Annotated in this window: 19 protein-coding genes and 1 tRNA gene; 10 read left to right on the forward strand and 10 right to left on the reverse strand. The window is 61.9% G+C overall.

What is annotated here, in order from left to right; translation table 11 throughout:
- Nucleotides 1-154 precede the first annotated feature (154 nt).
- Nucleotides 155-1072 carry a UDP-3-O-acyl-N-acetylglucosamine deacetylase gene (gene lpxC, locus B0G75_RS23035; protein ID WP_106285167.1) on the forward strand — a complete coding sequence of 306 codons (918 nt, stop codon included), beginning with the start codon at nucleotides 155-157 and terminating at the stop codon, nucleotides 1070-1072.
- 71 nt (nucleotides 1073-1143) lie between these two features.
- Here lpxC and B0G75_RS23040 read toward each other — a convergent pair whose 3' ends face one another.
- Complete coding sequence (locus tag B0G75_RS23040; protein WP_041758585.1) at nucleotides 1144-1629, reverse strand: DciA family protein; 486 nt, start codon at nucleotides 1627-1629, stop codon at nucleotides 1144-1146.
- A 1218-nt stretch (nucleotides 1630-2847) separates the two neighbouring features.
- Here B0G75_RS23040 and ltrA point away from each other — a divergent pair.
- The 5 genes from ltrA (at nucleotide 2848) to mutT (ending at nucleotide 10310) form a co-directional block, all read left to right on the forward strand.
- Nucleotides 2848-4548, forward strand: a complete 1701-nt coding sequence (gene ltrA / locus B0G75_RS23055) for a group II intron reverse transcriptase/maturase (RefSeq protein ID WP_106310889.1) — start codon at nucleotides 2848-2850, stop codon at nucleotides 4546-4548.
- Between the two features lie 202 nt (nucleotides 4549-4750).
- Nucleotides 4751-7561 (forward strand): preprotein translocase subunit SecA, encoded by a 2811-nt coding sequence (secA, locus tag B0G75_RS23060; RefSeq protein WP_106311369.1) that lies wholly within the window; start codon nucleotides 4751-4753, stop codon nucleotides 7559-7561.
- Nucleotides 7562-7710: 149 nt separating this feature from the next.
- On the forward strand, nucleotides 7711-8952 hold the full coding sequence (gene argJ / locus B0G75_RS23065; protein WP_106310892.1) for a bifunctional glutamate N-acetyltransferase/amino-acid acetyltransferase ArgJ: 1242 nt from the start codon (nucleotides 7711-7713) through the stop codon (nucleotides 8950-8952).
- Between the two features lie 54 nt (nucleotides 8953-9006).
- Nucleotides 9007-9876: an ATP-binding protein gene (locus B0G75_RS23070; protein ID WP_106310895.1), complete on the forward strand. Its 870-nt coding sequence runs from the start codon at nucleotides 9007-9009 to the stop codon at nucleotides 9874-9876.
- Between the two features lie 8 nt (nucleotides 9877-9884).
- A complete protein-coding gene (mutT, locus tag B0G75_RS23075) occupies nucleotides 9885-10310 on the forward strand; it encodes an 8-oxo-dGTP diphosphatase MutT (protein ID WP_106310898.1) in 426 nt (141 codons plus the stop codon).
- Nucleotides 10311-10389: 79 nt separating this feature from the next.
- Here the strand turns inward: mutT and yacG are convergent, their stop codons facing one another.
- The 9 genes from yacG to B0G75_RS23120 form a co-directional block, all read right to left on the reverse strand.
- Nucleotides 10390-10587, reverse strand: a complete 198-nt coding sequence (gene yacG, locus B0G75_RS23080) for a DNA gyrase inhibitor YacG (RefSeq protein ID WP_106310901.1) — start codon at nucleotides 10585-10587, stop codon at nucleotides 10390-10392.
- A gap of 124 nt (nucleotides 10588-10711) precedes the next feature.
- On the reverse strand, nucleotides 10712-11467 hold the full coding sequence (gene zapD / locus B0G75_RS23085) for a cell division protein ZapD (protein WP_012434407.1): 756 nt from the start codon (nucleotides 11465-11467) through the stop codon (nucleotides 10712-10714).
- Between the two features lie 194 nt (nucleotides 11468-11661).
- Nucleotides 11662-12264 (reverse strand): dephospho-CoA kinase, encoded by a 603-nt coding sequence (gene coaE, locus B0G75_RS23090; RefSeq protein WP_106310903.1) that lies wholly within the window; start codon nucleotides 12262-12264, stop codon nucleotides 11662-11664.
- A 3-nt stretch (nucleotides 12265-12267) separates the two neighbouring features.
- Nucleotides 12268-13209: an A24 family peptidase gene (locus B0G75_RS23095; RefSeq protein WP_106310906.1), complete on the reverse strand. Its 942-nt coding sequence runs from the start codon at nucleotides 13207-13209 to the stop codon at nucleotides 12268-12270.
- 27 nt (nucleotides 13210-13236) lie between these two features.
- Nucleotides 13237-14466: a type II secretion system F family protein gene (locus B0G75_RS23100; RefSeq protein ID WP_106310909.1), complete on the reverse strand. Its 1230-nt coding sequence runs from the start codon at nucleotides 14464-14466 to the stop codon at nucleotides 13237-13239.
- The gene (locus B0G75_RS23105; RefSeq protein WP_106310911.1) at nucleotides 14463-15758 is read right to left on the reverse strand and encodes a GspE/PulE family protein; all 1296 of its coding nucleotides are present in this window, start codon (nucleotides 15756-15758) and stop codon (nucleotides 14463-14465) included. Before B0G75_RS23105 ends, B0G75_RS23100 begins: the two co-directional genes overlap by 4 nt.
- Before the next feature lie 261 nt (nucleotides 15759-16019).
- Complete coding sequence (locus B0G75_RS23110) at nucleotides 16020-17318, reverse strand: HlyC/CorC family transporter (protein WP_106310914.1); 1299 nt, start codon at nucleotides 17316-17318, stop codon at nucleotides 16020-16022.
- A gap of 200 nt (nucleotides 17319-17518) precedes the next feature.
- A tRNA-Pro gene (locus tag B0G75_RS23115) sits at nucleotides 17519-17595 on the reverse strand.
- Nucleotides 17596-17643: 48 nt separating this feature from the next.
- Nucleotides 17644-18636 (reverse strand): polyprenyl synthetase family protein, encoded by a 993-nt coding sequence (locus B0G75_RS23120; RefSeq protein WP_012434401.1) that lies wholly within the window; start codon nucleotides 18634-18636, stop codon nucleotides 17644-17646.
- Nucleotides 18637-18875: 239 nt separating this feature from the next.
- Here B0G75_RS23120 and rplU point away from each other — a divergent pair, with 239 nt between their 5' ends.
- The 4 genes from rplU to proB all read left to right on the forward strand — a co-directional run bounded on the left by rplU (nucleotide 18876) and on the right by proB (nucleotide 22031).
- Nucleotides 18876-19187 carry a 50S ribosomal protein L21 gene (gene rplU, locus B0G75_RS23125; protein ID WP_106310917.1) on the forward strand — a complete coding sequence of 104 codons (312 nt, stop codon included), beginning with the start codon at nucleotides 18876-18878 and terminating at the stop codon, nucleotides 19185-19187.
- 25 nt (nucleotides 19188-19212) lie between these two features.
- Nucleotides 19213-19476, forward strand: a complete 264-nt coding sequence (gene rpmA, locus B0G75_RS23130; RefSeq protein ID WP_007180330.1) for a 50S ribosomal protein L27 — start codon at nucleotides 19213-19215, stop codon at nucleotides 19474-19476.
- Nucleotides 19477-19720: 244 nt separating this feature from the next.
- Complete coding sequence (gene cgtA, locus B0G75_RS23135) at nucleotides 19721-20842, forward strand: Obg family GTPase CgtA (protein ID WP_106310920.1); 1122 nt, start codon at nucleotides 19721-19723, stop codon at nucleotides 20840-20842.
- Nucleotides 20843-20912: 70 nt separating this feature from the next.
- A complete protein-coding gene (proB, locus tag B0G75_RS23140) occupies nucleotides 20913-22031 on the forward strand; it encodes a glutamate 5-kinase (protein ID WP_106310923.1) in 1119 nt (372 codons plus the stop codon).
- Nucleotides 22032-22113 lie beyond the last annotated feature (82 nt).

Raw genomic sequence — 22113 nt, forward strand, 5'->3', positions numbered from 1 at the left:
GCCCGTCACGCTTTCCCTGACGGACGCCCAAGGGTAATGCAGCGAAACAGATTGATACGTTCCGCGAAAAGACGCTTCTTAGGGTATTGGAGTATAATTCGCGCTATGGAATAAAAAGTCCCGATTGGGATTTTCAATCGAATAGAAGATCACCATGCTGAAGCAGCGCACTATCAAACAAATCGTCAAGACGGTCGGCATCGGCCTGCACTCGGGCCGCAAAGTCGAACTGACGCTCCGTCCGGCCGGGCCGGACACGGGCATCGTGTTTTCGCGCGTGGATCTGGCCACGCCGGTGGACATTCCCGCTTCGGCGATGGCGATTGGCGATACGCGTCTGGCTTCCGTGTTGCAGAAGGACGGCGCGCGCGTCTCGACCATCGAGCATCTGATGTCCGCCTGCGCCGGTCTCGGCATCGACAATCTTTATGTCGACGTCACCGCCGAAGAAATTCCGATCATGGACGGCAGCGCCGGTTCTTTCGTGTTTCTGATTCAGTCTGCCGGTATTGAAGAGCAGAACGCGGCGAAGAAATTCATCAAGGTCACCAAGCCGGTCGAAATTCGTGACGGCGATAAGTTCGCGCGTCTCGACCCGTATTTCGGTTTCAAGCTCAAATTTACGATCGATTTCCGTCACCCGGCTGTGGATAAAACCGGTCAGGCGTTGGAAGTGGATTTTGCCAATACGTCGTACGTGCGCGAAATCGCGCGTGCTCGCACCTTTGGTTTTGCGCATGAAGTGGAAATGATGCGCGAACTGGGTCTGGCGCGTGGCGGCAGCATGGACAACGCGATCGTGCTGGACGAATACCGCATTCTGAACAACGACGGCCTGCGCTACGACGACGAGTTCGTGAAGCACAAGATGCTCGACGCGATCGGCGACCTGTATGTGGTCGGCCATCCGTTGCTGGCAGCGTATGACGCGTACAAATCGGGCCACGGCCTGAACAACGCGCTGCTGCGCGAACTGCTGGCGCACGAAGATTCGTACGAAATCGTCACCTTCGACGACACGCAGAAGGCGCCGCGCGGTTTTGCCTATGAGACTCAGACGGCTTTTGCCTGACGCCTTCGGGTGAAATTTCCGAAGCGAGTGCGTGAAAAGTAAGCGGCCCAGTTGGGCCGCTTTTCTTTTGCCTAGCGATTTCTCCGATGCCGGGCCGCCATTTTCGCCAGCGCTTCCTGTAACGGCGACGGTGCCAGCGATTCGCTCAGCGCGTGGAGCGCATCGGCGCCAGCCGGCGTCATGCGCGCCTGTTTGACCGGCGGCGGTTCCTTGACCGCCTGCGGCCGCACGCGAATCCGCAGGGAATTCACGGGCCAGCCGCGCTGCTGCAGATCCGCCAGCAGCCGTGGCTCCAGATGCCGCAGCCGCGCCGCCAGCGCGTTATGGCCGGCGAACAGGGCCAGCACGCCTTCCTTGATAAAGCTGGGTTCGACGCTCGTCGCCAGATAGTCGGGCAGCAGCGCGCGCAGATCCTTTTCCAACGCCGCAATCTGCTCGACGCCCGCGCGCAGGGCCGCGAACGCGTCCGTGCGATTGAGCACCTCGGCGACCGGCTGCGGGCGGCGCGCCTTGAACTGCTGGGGCGGCGGCCTTGAAAAGGAAGGAAAACGGCTCATTTTCGATGGGTAACGGCGTGTCCGCACCCTATGCGCGTTCACGCCGCGATTGTACCGCGCAGGACGCACGCGGGCCCGCCTCAATGCGGACTGCCAGAGCTTGCTGCGGCGGGCTTCCGATGCCCTGCCGCGGTCTCGCTGCTGACATAAGCGTGGGCGGGGGCGCGTGCTAAAATGCGCGATTCGGTGCGACACGCACGCTCGTGTCCGGTTGCTCCACGTTACGGAGTATCGACTAGAGGGTTATTGAGGTAACTCACCATGCCCTCCGCAGGCGGTCCCCTTGTGGGCCGCACTTTAGGAAGCAGATGCAACCCTATGGGAAGCATCTTTGTAGCGAAATTGGAAACCGGAGCAATCAGCCGGGAACCTTGTTGCATGGGCTTGATCACCGTCAGGTCCCGCCCGGTCAGCGGCTTCACCTCCGCCGACAGGGCGGGGTGATGTTTGCAATTCCCGAGCCGTCAGGCAAGGGTTTCGCTAAACGATACGAGCGAAAGCTCGGTGTGTCATTGTTCGACCTCGTTTGTTGGAAGACGAGGGTAGTGAACCTGCTGTACGACCAGCAGTAGCCTAGGAAGACATGCGTCACTGGCAACGGTGGGGTGTGAAGCTCTTCTGACAATGTAGCCCCCGGACGTTTCGGGCAGATTGGTTCCGCGAGGAGGCGGTCTGGATACTCCTAGCAGCAAGGGGGTAAGGCGCTAGGCTGGCTGATAGGGTTAACGGAAGTGAACTGCTGATAAACCTCGTTAGCATTGTGTGCCAAAGCTGCTGATAGGCACTGACCAAAAGGTATGCGGTTGGATAGCCCGCTCGAATCTCGGGTTACGTCGTTCGTGATACCGCCGGGGAATAGGCAGAACCTAAGTCAGTCGTGTGACATGCCGGGAACGTGGTAAGCCTGTATGGTTGCCAGCGCAGTAAGGCTGGCAGGCGAACCGCAAGGGACGCTGTTGATTGTGCAGGTATGGGAGGACGGAAAAAGCGAAAGCCGGGCTGTAATGGTTCGGATAGGGGTTGGAACATCACCCCACGCGAAAGCGGGCAGACTTCCGTCTGGTCTACCGTCGCAAGACGGCTGACTACCCTCTGTAACTTGGTCAGATGCAGGTGCATGCGCCTGCATTGAGTTTTGTTGTTCCCCAGCGGGGTGTATCTACCCCGCTGGGGGAGATGCGCCTTCTGTCTGGGGACTTTTCCAGGTAGGAGAGCAGCATGAAAGTATCTGGTCGAAAGACCGGATCTGCGCTTTTCCACGCGCCGGACAACTGGTACGCCATAGATTGGCAACGGGTTGAGCGGAACGTGAGAGGGATGCAGATTCGAATTGCGAAGGCGACGCGGGAAGGCGACTGGAGAAGGGTGAAAGCCCTGCAACGGATGCTGACCCGCACGTTGTCTGCGAAGCTGTATGCGGTACGACGTGTTACGCAAAACCAGGGTGCGCGAACGGCTGGAGTCGATCGCGAGCTATGGGATTCGCCTGAGAGCCGATGGGAAGCCATCGGCAGGTTGAAGCGGCGCGGATACAAGCCTCTGCCATTACGGAGAGTCTTTATCCCCAAGGCCAATGGGAAGGAACGCCCTCTGGGCATTCCGACCATGCGGGACAGGGCGATGCAAGCTCTGCATCTGCTGGCTTTGGAGCCAGTATCGGAGTCGACGAGTGACCTGAATTCCTATGGGTTCAGGCTAAATCGTTCGACAGCTGATGCGATGGCCCAAATCCGCGTTTGTATGTCCCAAGAGGCTTCTGCCAAATGGGTCCTTGAAGCGGATATCAAGGGATGCTTTGACCACATCAGTCATGACTGGTTGGAAAACAACGTCCTGATGGACAGAGTGATCCTCCGGAAATGGTTGAAGGCTGGCCTGATTTATAAGGGGCAGCTACAGGCGACTGAGGCCGGTACGCCGCAAGGAGGCATCATCTCCCCGACGTTGGCAAACGTAACGCTGAATGGGCTGGAGCGAGAACTGGAAATGCATCTCGGTGCAAAACTAGGAATCATGAAAGCTCGAAGGCTCAAAGTGAATGTGGTGCGGTACGCGGACGACTTTGTAATCACCGGCGACTCGCGTGAACTGCTGGAGTGCGAGGTCCGACCTTGGGTAGAGGCATTCCTTGCAGTTCGAGGACTGCAGTTATCGGAGGAGAAGACGCGTGTCACTCACATTGACGACGGCTTCGATTTCCTTGGGTGGAATTTCCGGAAGTACTCGGGAAAGATGCTCATCAAACCGAGCAAGAAGAACGCAAAAGCGTTCTACAGCAAGGTGGCGGAAACGATTCGCAGCAACAAGACGGTGAAGCAGGAGGAGATGATCCGACTGCTAAATCCAATGTTGCGCGGATGGGCGCAGTATCACCATCCGGTTACGGCCAAAAAGGCGTACACCCACATGGAGCATCTGGTGTTCCGGAGGCTCTGGTGGTGGTCCAAGCGGCGACATCCGCGAAAGAGCAGTGGTTGGGTGCGACAGAAGTACTTCCACTCAATCGACGCTCGACAGTGGGTGTTTGCGGTCCGGACGGTTCGAGACGATGGCAGTTGGGGCCTGATGGAGTTGTACCAGCTCAGCGGTACGGCGATCAGGAGACACAAGAAGATCCAAGGAGAATTCAATCCCTTTGATCCGAAGTGGGAGCAATATGGCGAGCAACTGCGGCAGACGCGTCTGTGGGATTCGATGCGCTACCGGAAGCAGTGGGCAAAGCTGTACATGTCGCAGAGCGGGCTGTGTGCGCACTGCGGCTGTGCCTTGACGGACGAAACAGGCTGGCACGACCATCATCTGGAATATAGGATGCGTGGCGGATCAGACAAGTTGTCCAACCGGGTCTTGCTTCACCCGCACTGTCACCAGCAGGTACACGTTGGTAAACTTGTAGTAACTAAGCCGGTTCTGTCGTAGACAGAACTTTGTTCGTAGATTTGAGCCGTATGCGGGGAAACTCGCACGTACGGTTCTCGGGGGGCCCGATCTTCGTAAGAAGGTCGGGCTACCCGACAATTCACTCTTGGACTAAGCCGCCGAGGCCCTTCCGACCCCGGAGCGCACGTGCATGAACTGCACGCCGCGACCCAGCCGAAGCCGCGACGCAGACACCGATCCGATGACCACCGGTTTTCTACAGAAGATTTTTGGCAGCCGCAACCAGCGGCTAGTCAAGCAATATCAAAAGACCGTCACGGCGATCAATGCGCTCGAGCCGCAGATCGAGCAATTGACGGACGATCAACTGCGCGCCAAAACGGGTGAATTCCGCCAGCGAATCGCGAGCGGCGAATCGCTCGACAAGCTCCTGCCGGAAGCCTTCGCGGTGTGCCGCGAGGCCAGCAAGCGGGTGCTGAAAATGCGCCACTTCGACGTGCAGCTGATCGGCGGCATGGTTCTGCACTACGGCAAGATCGGCGAAATGCGCACCGGTGAGGGCAAGACGCTCGTCGCTACGCTGCCGGTGTACCTGAACGCGCTGTCGGGCCGCGGCGTCCACGTGGTCACGGTCAACGACTACCTTGCCCAGCGCGACGCCGAATGGATGGCGCGCCTGTACAACTTCCTCGGTCTGTCGGTCGGCATCAACCTGTCGCAGATGGATCACGGCGCGAAGCAGGAAGCCTACGCGGCGGACATCACGTACGGCACGAACAACGAATTCGGCTTTGACTACCTGCGCGACAACATGGTCTACGAGACCGACGCGCGGGTGCAGCGAGCCCTGAATTTCGCGGTGGTCGACGAGGTCGACTCGATCCTGATCGACGAAGCCCGTACGCCGCTGATCATCTCCGGCCAGGCCGAAGATCACACCGACCTGTACGTGCGCATGAATGCGCTGCCGCCGCTGCTCGAACGCCAGATCGGCGAAGAGAAAGCGGACGGCACCGGCGTTGAAAAGCCGGGCGACTACACGCTGGACGAAAAAGGCCGCCAGGTGTTCCTGACGGAATCGGGCCACGAAAAGGCCGAGCGCCTGCTCGCCGAGTGGGGCCTGATCGGCGAGGGCGAGAGCCTGTACGCGCCGCAGAACATCACGCTGATGCACCACGTGTACGCCGCGCTGCGCGCGCACACGCTGTTCTTCAAGGACCAGCATTACGTGGTGCAGAACGGCGAAGTGGTGATCGTCGACGAATTCACCGGCCGTCTGATGTCGGGCCGCCGCTGGTCGGACGGTCTTCACCAGGCGGTCGAGGCGAAGGAACACGTCAAGATCCAGAGCGAGAACCAGACGCTCGCGTCGATCACGTTCCAGAACTACTTCCGCATGTACGCGAAGCTGTCCGGCATGACCGGCACGGCGGATACGGAAGCCTTCGAATTCAACGAGATCTATGGTCTCGAAACGGTCGTGATCCCGACCAACCGTCCGCCCAAGCGGATCGACAAGCAGGATCAGATCTACAAGACCGCCAAGGAACGTTACGACGCGGTGATCCGCGACATCCGCGATTGCTACGAGCGCGGACAGCCGGTGCTGGTCGGCACGACGTCGATCGAAAACTCCGAGTTGCTGTCGCATCTGCTGAAGCAGGCCGGCTTGCCGCACGAAGTGCTGAACGCCAAGCAGCACGCGCGTGAAGCCGAAATCGTCGCCGAAGCCGGCCGTCCGAAGCGCATCACGATCGCCACCAACATGGCCGGTCGCGGTACCGACATCGTGCTCGGCGGCAACGCGGAAAAGCAGGCGTCGTTCCTCGAACTGGACGAAACGCTGGCTGAAGACGACAAGCAACGCCGCATCCAGAAGCTGCACGACGAATGGCAAGCGCTGCACGATCAGGTGAAGGCCGCGGGCGGTCTGCACATCATCGGCACCGAGCGCCACGAATCGCGCCGGATCGACAATCAGTTGCGCGGCCGTGCCGGCCGTCAGGGCGACCCGGGTTCGTCGCGCTTCTATCTATCGCTGGAAGATCCGCTGCTGCGCATTTTCGCCGGCGATCGCGTGCGCGCGATCATGGACCGCCTGAAGATGCCGGAAGGCGAAGCGATCGAGGCGGGCATCGTGTCGCGCTCGATCGAATCGGCGCAGCGCAAAGTGGAAGCGCGCAACTTCGACGTTCGCAAGCAATTGCTCGAATACGACGATGTGTCGAACGATCAGCGCAAGGTAATCTACCAGCAGCGCAACGAATTGCTCGAAGCGAACGACATCACCGAAACGATCGGCGCGATGCGTCAGAGTGTGATCGCCGAAATCGTTCACCAGTTCGTGCCGGCGGGCAGCATTGAAGAGCAGTGGGACGTGCCCGAGCTGGAAGAAGTGCTGCGCAACGAATGGCAGCTCGATCTCGCGATCCAGGAAATGATCAACGAGTCGAACTCGATCAGCGCGGACGAGATTCTCGAAGCGGTCGAAGCCGCCGCGGACGAAGCCTACGAAGCGAAGGTCGAACTGGTCGGCCGTGAATCGTTCAGCGCGTTCGAGCGCTCGATCATGCTGCAAACGCTGGACCGTAGCTGGCGCGAACATCTGGCCGCGCTCGATCACTTGCGTCAGGGCATCCATCTGCGCGGCTATGCGCAGAAGAATCCGAAGCAGGAATACAAGCGCGAGGCGTTCGAACTATTCGCCGCCATGCTCGACGCGGTGAAGCTCGAAGTCACCCGTGTGGTGATGAACGTGCAGATCCAGTCGCCGGAACAGTTGGAGCAGGCTGCCGAACAGCTCGAAGAGCAGGGCGGCCACCTCGAAAACGTCGAGTTCCGCCACGCCGAATTCGCCGAAGCAGCCGCCGCAGCGCCTGTTGCCGCGGAGGCAGCCACCGCCGCCATGATCGGCGATGCAATGAGCCACGGCTCGTCGCATACGGCAGCAGCGAACCTGAGCGCGGACAACGTGCCGAAGGTCGGCCGTAACGACCCGTGCCCGTGCGGCAGCGGCAAGAAGTACAAGCAGTGCCACGGCAAGATCGTGTAATGCCGAATGCGGCGCGCTGAGAGGCGCGCCGCGTCGTTTTACGCGTTAGGTTGCCTTGATTTCGCGGTGGTCCGGCAGCACGCCCGGGCCATCAGTTCCGTTTCCCCGATGCCGGCGCCTGCCGGCATTTTCTTCGACAGGTCGCGACCATGGCTGTCAATTTTCCCTCGATCGATCCCGCTCAACTCCACCCCGTCGCCGGCGTCTCGCTCGGCTGGGCGGAGGCGAATATCCGCAAGCCGAACCGCAAGGACGTGCTCGTCATTTCCGTGGGCGATGGCGCCACGGTGGGCGGCGTGTTCACGCAGAACCGGTTTTGCGCGGCGCCCGTCACGGTGTGCCGTGAGAATCTGGAACGCGTGCGCGCCGGCGGCAAGCCGATTCGCGCGCTGGTGATCAACACCGGCAACGCCAACGCGGGCACGGGTGAGCCGGGCCTCGTGGCGGCGCGCGACACCTGCGCCGAACTCGCGCGTCTCGCGGACATTACGCCGGAACAGGTGCTGCCGTTTTCGACGGGCGTGATTCTGGAGCCGCTGCCGGTCGATCGTTTGAAAGCGGGTTTGCCGGCCGCGCTGGCGAACCGCAAGGAAGCGAACTGGTACGACGCCGCGCAGGCGATCATGACCACGGACACGCTGCCCAAGGCCACGTCGCGGCAGGTCACGATCGAGGGCCACACGGTCACGCTGACCGGCATCAGCAAGGGCGCGGGCATGATCAAGCCGAACATGGCGACCATGCTCGGCTTCCTCGCGTTCGACGCCGCCGTCGCCCAGCCGGTGCTCGACGCGCTGGTCAAGCATGTGGCGGACCGCTCGTTCAACTGCATCACGATCGATGGCGATACGTCGACCAACGACTCGTTCATTCTGATCGCGTCGGGCAAATCGAGCCTGCCGGCGATCACGTCCACCGACTCGCCCGCTTATGCAGCGCTGCGCGACGCAGTGACCGAAGTCGCCCAGACCCTCGCGCAACTGATCGTGCGCGACGGCGAAGGCGCGACCAAATTCATGACCGTGCAAGTGGAAGGCGGCTCGAGCGTCGGCGAATGCCGCCAGATCGCGTATGCGATCGGCCACTCGCCGCTCGTGAAAACGGCCTTCTACGCATCGGATCCGAATCTCGGCCGCATTCTCGCGGCCATCGGCTATGCCGGCGTGGACGATCTCGACGTCGGCAAGATCGATCTGTATCTGGACGACGTGCTGGTTGCGACTGCCGGCGGCCGCAATCCGGCCTACCGAGAAGAAGACGGCCAGCGCGTCATGAAAAAGAGCGAGATCGGCATTCGTGTCGTACTCGGCCGCGGCGATGCGCAAGCCACGATCTGGACTTGCGATCTGTCGCACGACTACGTAAGCATCAACGCCGACTATCGTTCGTAACCAGGTTCCTCACCAGGGGTTCAACGCGGCCTCAGGGCCGCTTACTTTCCAGCCATGGATAAACTCGAACAGTTTCTGACCCGGGCCGAAGCCGTGCTCGTTCGCCTCGAAGCGATGCTTCCGCCCGCTTCGCCTGATATCGACTGGTCGACGGCAGTGGCCTTCCGCTGGCGCAAGCGCCAGGGGCGCGGCTACCTGCAGCCGGTGCCGGCCATCTCGGCGATCACGCTCGACGACCTGCAAAACATCGATCGCCAGAAAGGCCTGATCGAGCAGAACACGCGTCAATTCGTGCACAAGCAGCCGGCCAATAACGTGTTGCTGACGGGCGCGCGCGGCACCGGCAAGTCGTCGCTGATCAAGGCGTGTCTGAACGCGTATGCCAAAGACGGGTTGCGTCTGATCGAAGTGGATAAGGACGATCTGCACGACCTCGGCGATATCGTCGACCTGATCGCGCAGCGGCCGGAGCGCTTCGTGGTGTTCTGCGACGACCTCTCGTTCGAAGACGGCGAGTCGGGCTACAAGGCGCTGAAGGTTGCGCTCGACGGCTCGATCGCCGCGCAATCGGACAACGTGCTGATTTACGCGACGTCGAACCGCCGCCATCTGTTGCCCGAATACATGAGCGACAACGAAACGTACAAGCACACGTCCGACGGCGAGATTCACCCTGGCGAACTGGTGGAAGAAAAGATCTCTCTGTCCGAGCGTTTCGGGCTGTGGGTCAGCTTCTATCCGTTCAAACAGGACGACTACCTGTCGATCATCGGCCACTGGCTGCGCCATTTCGGCTGCGATGACGCCGAAGTCGAAGCGGCGCGTGGCGATGCGCTAGTGTGGGCGCTCGAGCGCGGGTCGCGTTCAGGACGTGTCGCGTGGCAATTCGCGCGCGACTGGTCCGGCCGCAAAACCTCAGCGTGAGCGTCGGTATGAACGACGACGTCGAGAAGAACGCCGCCGGCCGCAAGGTGACGCAAGTCGCGGTCGGCGTGCTGGTCAAGCCCGACGGGCGCTATCTGCTGGCGCAGCGCCCGGCAGGCAAGCCGTACGAGGGCTACTGGGAGTTTCCGGGCGGCAAGCTGGAAGCGGGCGAATCGGTCGAAGCCGCGCTCGCTCGTGAGCTGCACGAGGAGCTGGGTATCGATGTCGAGGCAAGCCATCTCTGGCATACGCTCGAACACGACTACCCGCACGCGTATGTGCGGCTCTTTTTCTGCAAAGTGACGCAGTGGTCCGGCGAGCCGCACGGCCGCGAAGGTCAGGCTTTTGTCTGGCAGACGCTGCCCGCGGATGTCGAGCCGCTGTTACCGGCGACCATTCCCGTGCTGGAATGGCTCGCAGCCGAAAAGAACTGAAGCGGAAAGAGAAGACGCGCGATACCGGGCGCTGCTCTGGCGCAGCGCCGATCGGCATGGCCCGCCCAGTGGGCGCTGCTCAATGCGGGGTGTAATCCCCGCCGGGCGTCTCGTCCGACGACGCTTCCTGCTCGGACCCGCCGATCTTGTACTTCTCAGCGGCCCAGGCGCCGAGGTCGATCTGCTTGCAACGGTCGGAGCAGAAGGGGCGGAAGCGGTTTTCAGGGGTCCAGCGGACGTCCTTTCCGCAAGTGGGGCATTTGACGACAGTAGGCATACGGTCAGGCAATCAAATCGCAAACGGGACAAGTAACGAATATAGGGGCATTTTTCGCCGCTTTAAAGGCGCGCCCCTTCCTTTCTGATTTACCCGGTGAACGTGACAGGCTTGCGAGCGTGTTTTACAGGCTGCAAAGCGTGAGCTGGAAAGGCACGTCGACATCGACCGCACGTGGACGTAAATCGCCGTCCTGCACCGTGAAGCGCACCCACAGCATGTACTTGTTCGCACTGGCTTCGGGGATCACGCGCAATTCCGGTGCCACCCGCACTTGCATCAATTGATACGAACGACCCGACAGCATCTGCTGATAGCTGCCCTGCATGGCCATGACCTTGGACGCCTGGCCGGATTCGCGCGCAAGCCGCAAGACGATGATGGCCGCGTCGCGTAGCGGCAGCAGCGGTGTCACCCACTTGGCGATGTCCTGGCGGCGCTGATCGGGATGAATCTGCTGCCAGGCGTAATAGGATGGCAAATCGAACTTGCAGGTGCCACCTGGAATGATCGCGCGGCTGCGGATGCTGGCGAGCCACTCGTTGTCGGCAAGATGCTGGCCGGTCTTGCCCTGCATCTGCGAAAGCCCCGCGAGAGTTTGCTCGATCTCGCCGAGTACGGCCTCGAGCGCACTCTGTTCGATTCCCGGATTGCCGCGAAACGGCGCCAGTGTTTGCCGTTGGCGTTCGAGTTCTTTCATCAGATCCGACTTCAGATCCGCGCGGCCCGCAACCTCTGAAATTTCGAACAACGTTGTCAGTGCGACGTGATGTTCCCTGGCGTCTTCCTGAGTCAGAAAGAACGTGAAGCGCTCGAACAGATCTTCGAGGCGCAATAGCGTCCGGATTCGCTCGTTGAAGGGATACTCGTAAAGGATCAAGCGGGCTCGCCTCGGGCGTGGTCGGTGACGGGAATGCAGAACATTCTAATGCCGTGAGACTACCCTAGCAATCACGCACTTTTTCAGCACGCATTTGCAACTTTTTTCACGTATTTCGGGCGGTTTTCAACGCACTTTTGGCATGCGCATCGCTGCGAAGTTCAACCGGGATTTCCCGAGGCTTCACGTCGGCGTCATGCGCCGGCGAGCGACAGATACACGCGATGCAGCGCGCCGACTTCCGCTGTTAGCGCGTCGAGCGGCGCGTTGTCGTTGTCGATCACGTCGTCGGCCGCGGCGAGGCGCGCTTCGCGCGTGGCCTGGCGGGCGATGATCGCCAGCACCTGTTCGCGACTGAAATTATTGCGGCTCATCACGCGCGAGATCTGCGTTTCGACGCTGCAATCCACCGTCAGCACGCGATTCACGCGCGTCTTCCATTTGCCGGATTCGACCAGCAGCGGCACCACGACGATCACATAAGGCCCTCGCGCGTCGCGCTGCGCGCGTTCGGTTTCCGCGCGAATCAATGGATGCGTGATGCCTTCGAGGCGTTTGCGCGCGCTGTCGTCGCTGAATACGAGTGTGCGCATGCGGGCGCGGTCGAGTGAGCCGTCAGGGGCGACGAACGCCTCACCGAATTCGGCTGCGATTGGCGGCATGGCGATGCCGTGCGGCGCGGTTATGCGGTGCGCGATCAGGTCAGTGTCGACGAGCGGCACACCGTGCGCCGCGAACAGGTCGGCGACAGTCGATTTGCCACTGCCGATGCCGCCGGTCAATCCCACAGCAAACATGCTTCAGCCTCCCAGAGCCAGATAAAGCGGCGTGCCGAGAAACAGCGTCAGTGCGCCGCCCGCGGCGAGAAACGGCCCGAAGGGCAGGGGCTCTTCGAAGCGCATACGGCCGCGCCATGTTGCCAGCAGGCCGACGACTGCGCCGGTCACCGCGGCGACCAGCACGATCTGCGGCAGCGCAGCCCAGCCGAGCCACGCGCCGAGCGCCGCCAGCAGTTTGAAATCGCCATGACCCATGCCTTCGACGCCGCGTATGAGTAGAAATGCCCAATGCACGACCCACAGCACCAGATAGCCGAAGATCGCGCCGAGCACCGCATCATGCAAGTTCGTAAACATACCGTTGAAGTTGACGATGATGCCCGCCCACAGCAACGGCAGCGTCATGGAGTCGGGCAGCAGATGCGTGTCGATGTCGATCGCGCTCATGGCGAGCAGCGTAGCGCACAGACCAAAGGCGGCGAGCGCCGTGAAGGTCGGACCGAACAACTCGAGTGCGCCAGCCGCAAACGCTGCACTGGCGATTTCGAGCACCGGATAGCGCAGGCTCACGCGCGCCTTGCACGCGGAGCAGCGGCCGCGCAGCAATAAATAGCTCAGCACTGGCAGGTTCTCCCATGCGCTCAACACGTGGCCACAATGAGGACACGCACTGCGCGGCACCCACAGGTTGTAGCGTGCCGGCAAGCCGTCTTCTTCCTGTGGTTGATCGGCGGCCTCGCTGACTTCAGCGCGCCAGGCGCGGTCGAGCATGATCGGCAGCCGATGCACTACAACGTTCAGGAAGCTGCCGATCACGAGGCCGAACACAATGGCGAACGTCATCTGCAGTGCTGCGGGCAAGCTGCCGAACGCCTGGCCGAGGCCGGTCGCGAAGTGGTCGGGCAGCAAGCCCGAGAGCAGGCTGGAAGAGGTGTCTGGCACGAGTGGAAGAGTAGCCCGCATAGATTAAGGATGGATTCGGCTGCGATCCTACACCACGTTGCCGAGTTGAATAATGGGAAGATACATCGCGATCACGAGGCCGCCGACCAGCGCGCCGAGCACGACGATGACGAGCGGCTCGCATAGGCTCGACAGCGTGCCGATCTTTTCGTCTACCTGACGATCGGCCAGCGACGCCACGTCGATCAGCATGGTGTCGAGTGCTCCGGACTCTTCGGCAACCGCGATCGGCTGCACGACCTCCGGTGGAAAGCAGCGTGCCGCGCGCATTGCGGCGGCGAGCCGCTCGCCGCGCCGCAGCCGCACGGCGATTTCCACGGTGGCGCGGTCGAAGTAGGCGTTGCCGGTGGCGTGAGTCAGCGAATCGAACGCGTCGGCCAGCGGCGTGCCGGCAGATAACAACGTGCCGAGCGCGCGGCTCCAGCGCGCCGCGCACAACGTGCGCAGCAGCGGACCGGCGACCGGTATTGTCAGCGATACGCGCGCAAAGCGGATGCGCGCGGCTTCGGAACGTCGCAGCAGAAACGTCGCTGCTGATCCGGTTGCGAAGATCATGGCGAACGCCGGTATGCTCCATCGCGCCACACCGGACGACAATGCCAGCACGAACTGCGTGGGTGCGGGCAGCTTGGCGCCGAAGCCGTCGAAGATCTGTTTGAAGGTCGGCACGACCCACACGAGCAATGCCGCGGTGATTGCCATCGCCAGCACAAGGATCGCGACGGGATAGGTCAGTGCCGCGCGTACTTTGGCGCGCTGCGCGGCGGCGCGTTCGCGGTCATCGGCGATGCGGGCGAGGACGGCCGCGAGTGCACCAGCCGCCTCGCCAACTTCGACCAGCTGGCAGTACAGCGCATTGAATTGCGCGGGATGCCGCTGCAATGCCGCGGAAAAACGCAGGCCGCCGGTGATGTCGCGTGCGAGAGCGCCGACGATCCGCGCCATACCTTGACGCCGCGAAGTCTCGGCTTGCGCGAGCAGGTCCAGCGCGGGCGCGAGTGGCAGACCCGCGCGTAGCAGGCTGGCGAGCTGTCGCGTGAATAGCGTGATGTCCGCGGCGCGCGTGGTGGGACGCGGCGCCGGTCCGTGCACGGTCAGTTCGAGGATGAACAGATTGTCGCGCTTGAGTACCGAGCGCGCGACGGCTGCGTCCGGCGCGATGAGTGCGCCGTTTTTCCGCACGCCGTCGGCATCGACGCCGCGCCATTTGAAACGCATGTCGGAGGCCGGTGGTCTTTGGATCGTCGCCGTGTTCATGCGACCTCGGTGGCGGCGAGCGCTTCGGCGAGGCTGGTGGTGCCGTCGCGCACGCGCGTCAACGCCGCGTCGCGCAACGTACCCACCTGTTCGGTTTGCGCTAGCCGCGCGAGTTCATGCGTGCCGGCGCTCGCGACGATCAGCTCGCGCATCGCATCGGAGACGGGCATCACCTGATGAACGCCGACGCGGCCGCGATAGCCGATGCCGTGACATGCGGCACATCCGGCGGCGGCGTAAGGCTGCCAGCCATCGAGTTGATGCTCGCTGAAACCCGCCGCTCGGAGCGCCGCGACCGACTGCGGCGCCGGCACTCGGCACGCGGCGCAGAGCCGCCGCACCAGCCGTTGCGCGGTGACCATCCGCAACGCGGCCGCGAGGTTATACGGCTCGACGCCGATATCGATCAGACGTGCGACGGCTGCCGGCGCGTCATTCGTATGCAGGGTCGACAGGACGAGGTGGCCCGTTTGCGCAGCTTTCACGGCGACGTCAGCGGTCTCTTCGTCGCGAATTTCGCCGACCATGATCACGTCGGGATCCTGGCGAAGAAACGCACGCAGCGCGACCGCGAAAGTGAGCCCGGCTTTTTCGCGCACGCTGACCTGATTGATGCCGGCCAACTGGATCTCCGCGGGGTCTTCCACCGAACAGAGATTGCGGGCCTCACCGTTGAGCAGATTCAGAAAGCAGTACAGCGACAATGTCTTGCCGCTCCCGGTGGGGCCGGTGACAAGCATGAGGCCGTGCGGCGCGCGAATCGCGGCGTCCACTGTTTTGCGCTGATGCGGATCGAGGCCGAGCGAGTCGAGTGAAAGATCGGCGGGCAGCGCGTCGAGTCTGCGCAGCACCAGTTTTTCTCCGAAGAGCGTGGGCAGCGAGTTGACGCGGTAATCTTCAACGCGTCCCGGCGAATTGGAGATGCGCAGCCGGCCGTCTTGCGGTACGCGACGCTCGGCGATATCCATACGAGCCAGCACCTTCACCCGAGTAATGAATGCGTCGCGCAGATGCGCGGGCGGCGGCGGGATTTCGTGCAACACGCCGTCGATTCGCAAGCGCACGCGCCAGCCGTGTTCCGCTGGCTCGATGTGAAGGTCCGACGCGTTTCGGCGAGTTGCTTCCTGCAATGTGTCAGTCAGGAGACGCACGGCGGGAGCGTTGTCGGTGTCGGCGGGATTTGCTGCGTTGAGGTCGGGTGCGAATGGTTTCAGCTTCGCTCTGACGGCGCTTTCGTGGGCACTTGCGATGGGACGCGGCGACGCTGCCGCGGGTTGGAAAGATGCTTGCATGAGAGACCGGTGATGAACCGCCTGTAGAACACGACGGGTTCATCTTCCGGCAAGGTGGCGGGCGCCGCTATTCGGCCAATCGGCTAATGGCGGGCGCGGTGTCTGTGTGCGATGCTGCTACAAGTTTGGCCGCTGTACTCTGCGCGTATCCTGCTGCTGCCTGCCTTCTTTGGCTGTGGTGCTTGCCCGTTTCGCGCTGTTGCCTGGCGTACCAGGCTGTCGCGCGCCGCATTGCGGAGTTGCCCAGTTAAGTCTGCGAACCTAGCCGCGCAATACCTTGCCGGCTTTCGCACGCGTCGGCGGTCTGAACAACTTGACCGTACGAATCGCCTGATCGTCGCTTCGCATCACTTCGAGTTTGACGTCGCCGATCTGCACACACACGTCGCCGTCGGGAATATCTTCGAGAATTTCGAGGATCAGGCCGTTGAGCGTTTTCGGCCCGTCGGTGGGCAGCGTGAGATGCAGCCAGCGGTTCAACTCGCGCAGCGGCATGCTGCCGGCCACGATGCATTCGCCTTTCTCGTTCCAGCCGCCGCGCGAATTGGCGCCGCGCGGAATCGAGGTGGTGAACTCGCCAATCAGTTCCTCGATGATGTCTTCCGGCGTGACGAGGCCTTGCAACTCGCCGTATTCGTTGACGACCAGCGCCGTGCGGTGACGGCTCTCCTGGAAGAATTGCAGTTGCTGGAAAACCGGCGTGCCACTCGGTACGAAGTACGGCTCGGCCAGCAGTTCGCGAAGCGTCTCGCGCTCGAGCTCCTGGTTGTGCAGCGCCGCCAGTGTCTTGCGGACGTGCAGCACACCGAGCACCCGATCGATGTCGCCTTGATAGACGATCAGCTTGTTGTGATAGCAGGTTTCGAGTTGATGCAGGATCTGTTCGAACGGCGCGTCGAAATCCAGCGCCTCGATGCGGCGGCGCGGGATCATCACGTCGTCGACGGAGATGTTTTCCAGGTCGAACAGGTTCAGCAGAATGCTGCGGTGCTTGGTCGGCATGAAGCTGCCCGACTCGAGCACGATGGTGCGCAGCTCTTCGGTCGAGAGTCGCTGGTCGTGCGCGCCCTTCGTATTGATGTGCAGCACGCGCAGAATGCCGTTTGCGAAAAGATTGACGAACCACACCAGCGGTCTGGCGACGCGCATCATCGGCGCAATCAGCAAGCTGGCCGGCAGCGCGACTTTCTCAGGGAACGTCGCGCCTACGATCTTCGGCGTTATTTCCGCGAACACGATGATCAGAAACGCGACAATACCGGTCGCGATCGACAGCACCAGGTTGTTGCGGCCGAACGTGTGCAGCGCGATCGAGGTGGTGAGCACCGGAATGATGGTGTTGAACAGATTGTTGCCGATCAGCACGACGCTCAAAAGCTGATCCGTCTGCGCGAGGAGACCTTGAGTGGTCTTTGCGCCGAGCGCGTTCTGGTTGGCCAGATGTTTCAGGCGATGGCGATTGATCGCCATCATCGCCGTTTCGGAAATCGAAAAGAAGCTCGAGCAGATAAGCAGCAGAAAGACGGCGCCAATCTGCGCCCATAAGGGAAGTTGTTCCACGCGTCGTGAAGGATAGGGGAAGGATGAAGAGAATATAGCAGAGGGGCTTGTGCGCGCCGTCCGGGCTGGCGGCAAAAGACAGGGCGGCGATGGCGGTGCGGGGCGCGTGAGGGAAACAACACGCCCCGCGCGACCCAAAAAACAAAAAACCGCCGAGCAAGCTGGGCGGTTTTTTGAGCCTTGAACTAACAAGGCGAATCTGGTCGGGGTGAGAGGATTCGAACCTCCGGCCTCTACGTCCCGAACGTAGCGCTCTACCAGGCTAAGCTACACCCCGATGTGTACTGCAGACTCGATTCAGACTATGTCAGCGTTTCAGTCTCGTTCAAGACTGTCTTGCCGTCGAGTAAGAACATAATTCTAGCAGGCTCTCTTTAAAAATGGAATCCGGAAATGAAGAAATTGCTGCTGCCGCGGCCTGAGCTTCCTTTTTCGCACATTCGAGCGTGTGATCCAGCGCGCCGGAGCGCGTGATCGCCTCAAAAATGGTGTCGAAACGGTCCGTGCCGCCTTGCTCGATAACTTCTCGTGCGAGCGCCGATTGTTCCGGCGTGCCGCGTTCGATCAGATAGATCAGCGGCAGCGTGGGTTTGCCCTCGCGAAGGTCGTCGCCGGCGTTCTTGCCCATCGATTCAGCCGTGCCCGTGTAGTCGAGCCAGTCGTCCATGATCTGGAATGCGGTGCCGATGCGCCGGCCGAACTCTGCGGCGGCGGCTTCCGTTTTCGCGTCCGAGCCGGCCAGCACCGCGCCGAGTTGGGCGGCTGCTTCGAACAGCTTGGCGGTCTTGTAGCGGATCACCTGCATGTAGCGGGCTTCGTCCACGTCGGCGTCGTGCATGTTCAGGAGCTGCAGCACCTCGCCCTCGGAGATGATGTTGGTCGCCTCCGACAGAATCTCCATCACGCGCATCTTGCCCACACCGACCATCATCTGGAACGAGCGCGAGTACAGGAAGTCGCCCACCAGCACGCTCGCGGCGTTGCCGAACAGCGCGTTGGCGGTCTGGCGGCCGCGCCGCAGGTCGGATTCGTCGACCACGTCGTCGTGCAGCAGCGTGGCCGTATGGATGAATTCGACGACCGCGGCCAGCTCATGCCGGTGCCCCGTGGTTTCGCCCAGCGCGCCCGCCACCAGCAGCAGCAACGCGGGCCGCAGCCGCTTGCCGCCGGCGCTGATGATGTACTCGGAAATCTGGTTGATCAGCATCACGTCGGACGCAAGACGGTGCCGTATGACGCGATTGACCTGCTGCATGTCTTCGGCGATCGGAGCGAGCAGGCTGGCGGCGTTGGAGGAGGGGGTGGCAGTCGACGACATGATGGCTGAATTGGGTAGTGCCGCGAATTATAAGGCGAATCGCGACAGTTCCGGGTCGCAGGCTGCGGCGCGGCGCGTTCCGGGCGGCGGCAGAACCGCGCGCCGGGGCTGTGCGGCAAGGCGCCGGGCGCTACGCGCGGTGCCCCTCAATGAGTTTTGACCGAGCAGCTAACTCTATGTATAATCACGGGTTTCCGCGCGCGGTGCGTGGGAAAAATGAACACAGAGTGAGGTTCTCAATGTACGCGGTCATAAAAACCGGTGGCAAGCAGTATAAAGTTGCCGTCGGCGAAAAACTTAAAGTAGAACAGATACCGGCAGACATTGACGCTGAAATCACGCTCGACCAGGTTCTCGCAGTGGGCGAAGGCGAATCGATTAAGTTCGGTACGCCGCTGGTCAGTGGGGCTTCCGTCAAGGCTACCGTCGTGTCGCAAGGTCGTCACGCAAAAGTGACCATCTTCAAGATGCGTCGCCGGAAGCACTACCAGAAGCATGGCGGCCACCGCCAGAACTATACCGAACTGCACATCGACGCGATCAACGCGTAAGCGCACCGGTTAAGGAGCAAATCAAATGGCACACAAAAAGGCAGGCGGATCATCCCGCAACGGCCGCGACTCCGAATCGAAACGCCTTGGCGTGAAGGTTTACGGCGGTCAGGCTATCAACGCTGGCGGCATCATCGTTCGTCAACGTGGCACGCGTATGCACCCGGGCGAAAACGTTGGCATCGGCAAGGATCACACCTTGTTCGCGCTGACGGACGGCCACGTCAATTTCTCGACGAAGGGCGCAGCGAAGAAGCACATGGTCAACGTCGTCCCGGCAGCAGTCTGAGTTTACTCAGGCACGGGCTTCAGGACCGGAAAAGGCCCCGCGAAGTTAGCGGGGCTTTTTTTATTCCGGCAGGTTTTCGCCGGATGAATGGGCAGGAACGCCCTTCATGCCGATGTGTCCTATGCCGTTCGGCCGATTGATCGGCGCACGGCGGTCGCGGCAAAATAGCAGCATCCGGCGGCACCAAAAGCAGCATCAAATTAAGCAGCACCATCTGGCAGCACACCACGGGACGGAGTTACGCATGAAGTTCATTGACGAAGCGAGGATTGAAGTCATCGCCGGCGACGGAGGGGATGGCAGCGCGTCGATGCGCCGCGAGAAGTTCGTTCCGTTCGGCGGCCCGGATGGCGGCGACGGCGGCCGGGGCGGCAGCGTGATCGCGGTCGCGGACCGCAACATCAACACGCTGATCGACTACCGCTACGCGAAGAAACACCTGGCGCGCAACGGCGAAAACGGCCGCGGCGCGGACTGCTACGGCAAAGGCGGCGACGACATTACGTTGCGCATGCCGGTCGGCACCACGATCACCGACATGGAGACCGGCGAACTGATCGCCGATCTGACCGAGCACAACCAGAGCGTGCAGATCGCTCAGGGTGGCGCGGGCGGTCTCGGTAACCTGCATTTCAAATCCAGTACGAACCGCGCACCCCGTCAGAAAACGGACGGCAAGCCGGGCGAACGCCGCATGGTGCGCCTGGAGTTGAAGGTGCTGGCGGACGTCGGCCTGCTCGGCATGCCGAACGCCGGCAAGTCGACCTTCATCGCGTCGGTGTCGAACGCGAAGCCGAAGATCGCCGACTACCCGTTCACGACGCTCGCGCCGAATCTCGGCGTGGTGCGTGTCGGGCCGAGCCGCAGCTTCGTGATCGCCGACATTCCTGGCTTGATTGAAGGCGCGGCGGAAGGCGCGGGCCTCGGCCACCAGTTCCTGCGGCACTTGCAGCGCACGGGCTTGTTGCTGCATATCGTCGACTTGGCTCCGTTCGACGACGCGGTCGATCCGGTCGCGGAAGCCAAGGCGATCGTCAACGAACTGCGCAAGTACGACGAGCTGCTGTATGAAAAGCCGCGCTGGCTAGTGCTGAACAAGCTGGACATGGTGCCCGAAGACGAGCGCGAAGCGCGTGTCTCGGCGTTCCTCGAAGGCTTCGGCTGGGATGGTCCGGTGTTCGAAATCTCGGCGCTGACTGGCCGGGGCTGCGAAAACCTTTGCTACGCGGTGTTCGACCACATTTCCGCGCATTCTGACGCACAGCGCGCGGCGGAAGCCGAAGATCTCGCTGCGGACGTGCGCTTCCGCGAGAAGCCGCAAGCCCCTGCCGCCGCAGACGACGCCGGCATCGACCCGCAGGTATAAAAAGCTCGAGCGCCGGCGCCCGAGCGGGCTGCCGGTATGCATCACGCGTCATCTTGGGAGACCGCGCACAATGCGTTCCGTCATCGCAGATTCACGGCGATTGGTAGTGAAAGTCGGTTCGAGCCTCGTCACGAATGACGGGCGGGGCCTCGATCACGCTGCTATCGGCCGCTGGGCCGCACAGATTGCCGCGCTGCGCGCGCAGGGCAAGGAAGTGGTGCTCGTCAGCTCGGGCGCCATTGCCGAAGGAATGCAACGGCTCGGCTGGACCAAGCGGCCACGCGAGATCGACGAACTGCAAGCGGCCGCGGCCGTCGGCCAAATGGGTCTTGCGCAGGTGTATGAAAGCCGCTTTGCCGAGCATTCCATTCAGACCGCGCAGATTCTGCTGACCCATGCCGATCTGGCCGATCGCGAGCGCTATCTGAATGCGCGCTCGACGTTGCTCACGCTTCTACGCTTGGGCGTGGTGCCGATCATCAACGAGAACGACACGGTCGTCACCGACGAAATCAAATTCGGCGACAACGACACGCTGGGCGCGCTCGTCGCAAACCTGATCGAAGGCGACGCACTCGTCATCCTCACGGATCAGCAAGGACTTTTCACCGCCGATCCGCGTAAGGATCCGACTGCCACGCTGGTTCAGCAAGCCGATGCCGGCGCGCCGGAGCTCGAAGCGATGGCGGGCGGCGCGGGTTCGAGTCTCGGTCGTGGCGGCATGCTGACCAAGATTCTCGCCGCCAAGCGCGCGGCGCACAGCGGCGCCAATACGGTGATCGCAAGCGGGCGCGAAGCAGATGTGCTGTCACGGTTGGCCTCGGGCGAGGCGATCGGCACGCAGTTGATCGCGCGCACGGCGCGCATGGCGGCGCGCAAGCAATGGATGGCGGATCATCTGCAGGTGCGCGGCCATGTGGTGATCGACGACGGCGCCGTCGAAAAGCTGACCGAAGGGGGCAAGAGCCTGCTGCCTATCGGCATCGTCGGCGTTCAGGGTGCCTTTGCGCGCGGTGAAGTGATTGCTTGTCTGAGCGCCGCTGGGCGCGAAGTGGCGCGCGGTCTGACGAACTACAGCAGCGCGGAAACCAAGCTGATTCAGCGGCGCCCAAGTGGCGAGATTGAATCGGTGCTCGGCTATATGCTGGAGCCGGAGCTGATTCACCGCGACAACCTGGTGCTGGTCTAAGTCACCGATAGTCCCAAGCGCGGGAATACGGATACGGCAAACAAAAAGCCGTTCCGGCGAAAGCTGGAACGGCTTTTTTACG

The sequence above is a fragment of the Paraburkholderia sp. BL18I3N2 genome, from assembly GCF_003001875.1.
In the GTDB taxonomy this organism is placed as follows: domain Bacteria; phylum Pseudomonadota; class Gammaproteobacteria; order Burkholderiales; family Burkholderiaceae; genus Paraburkholderia; species Paraburkholderia phytofirmans.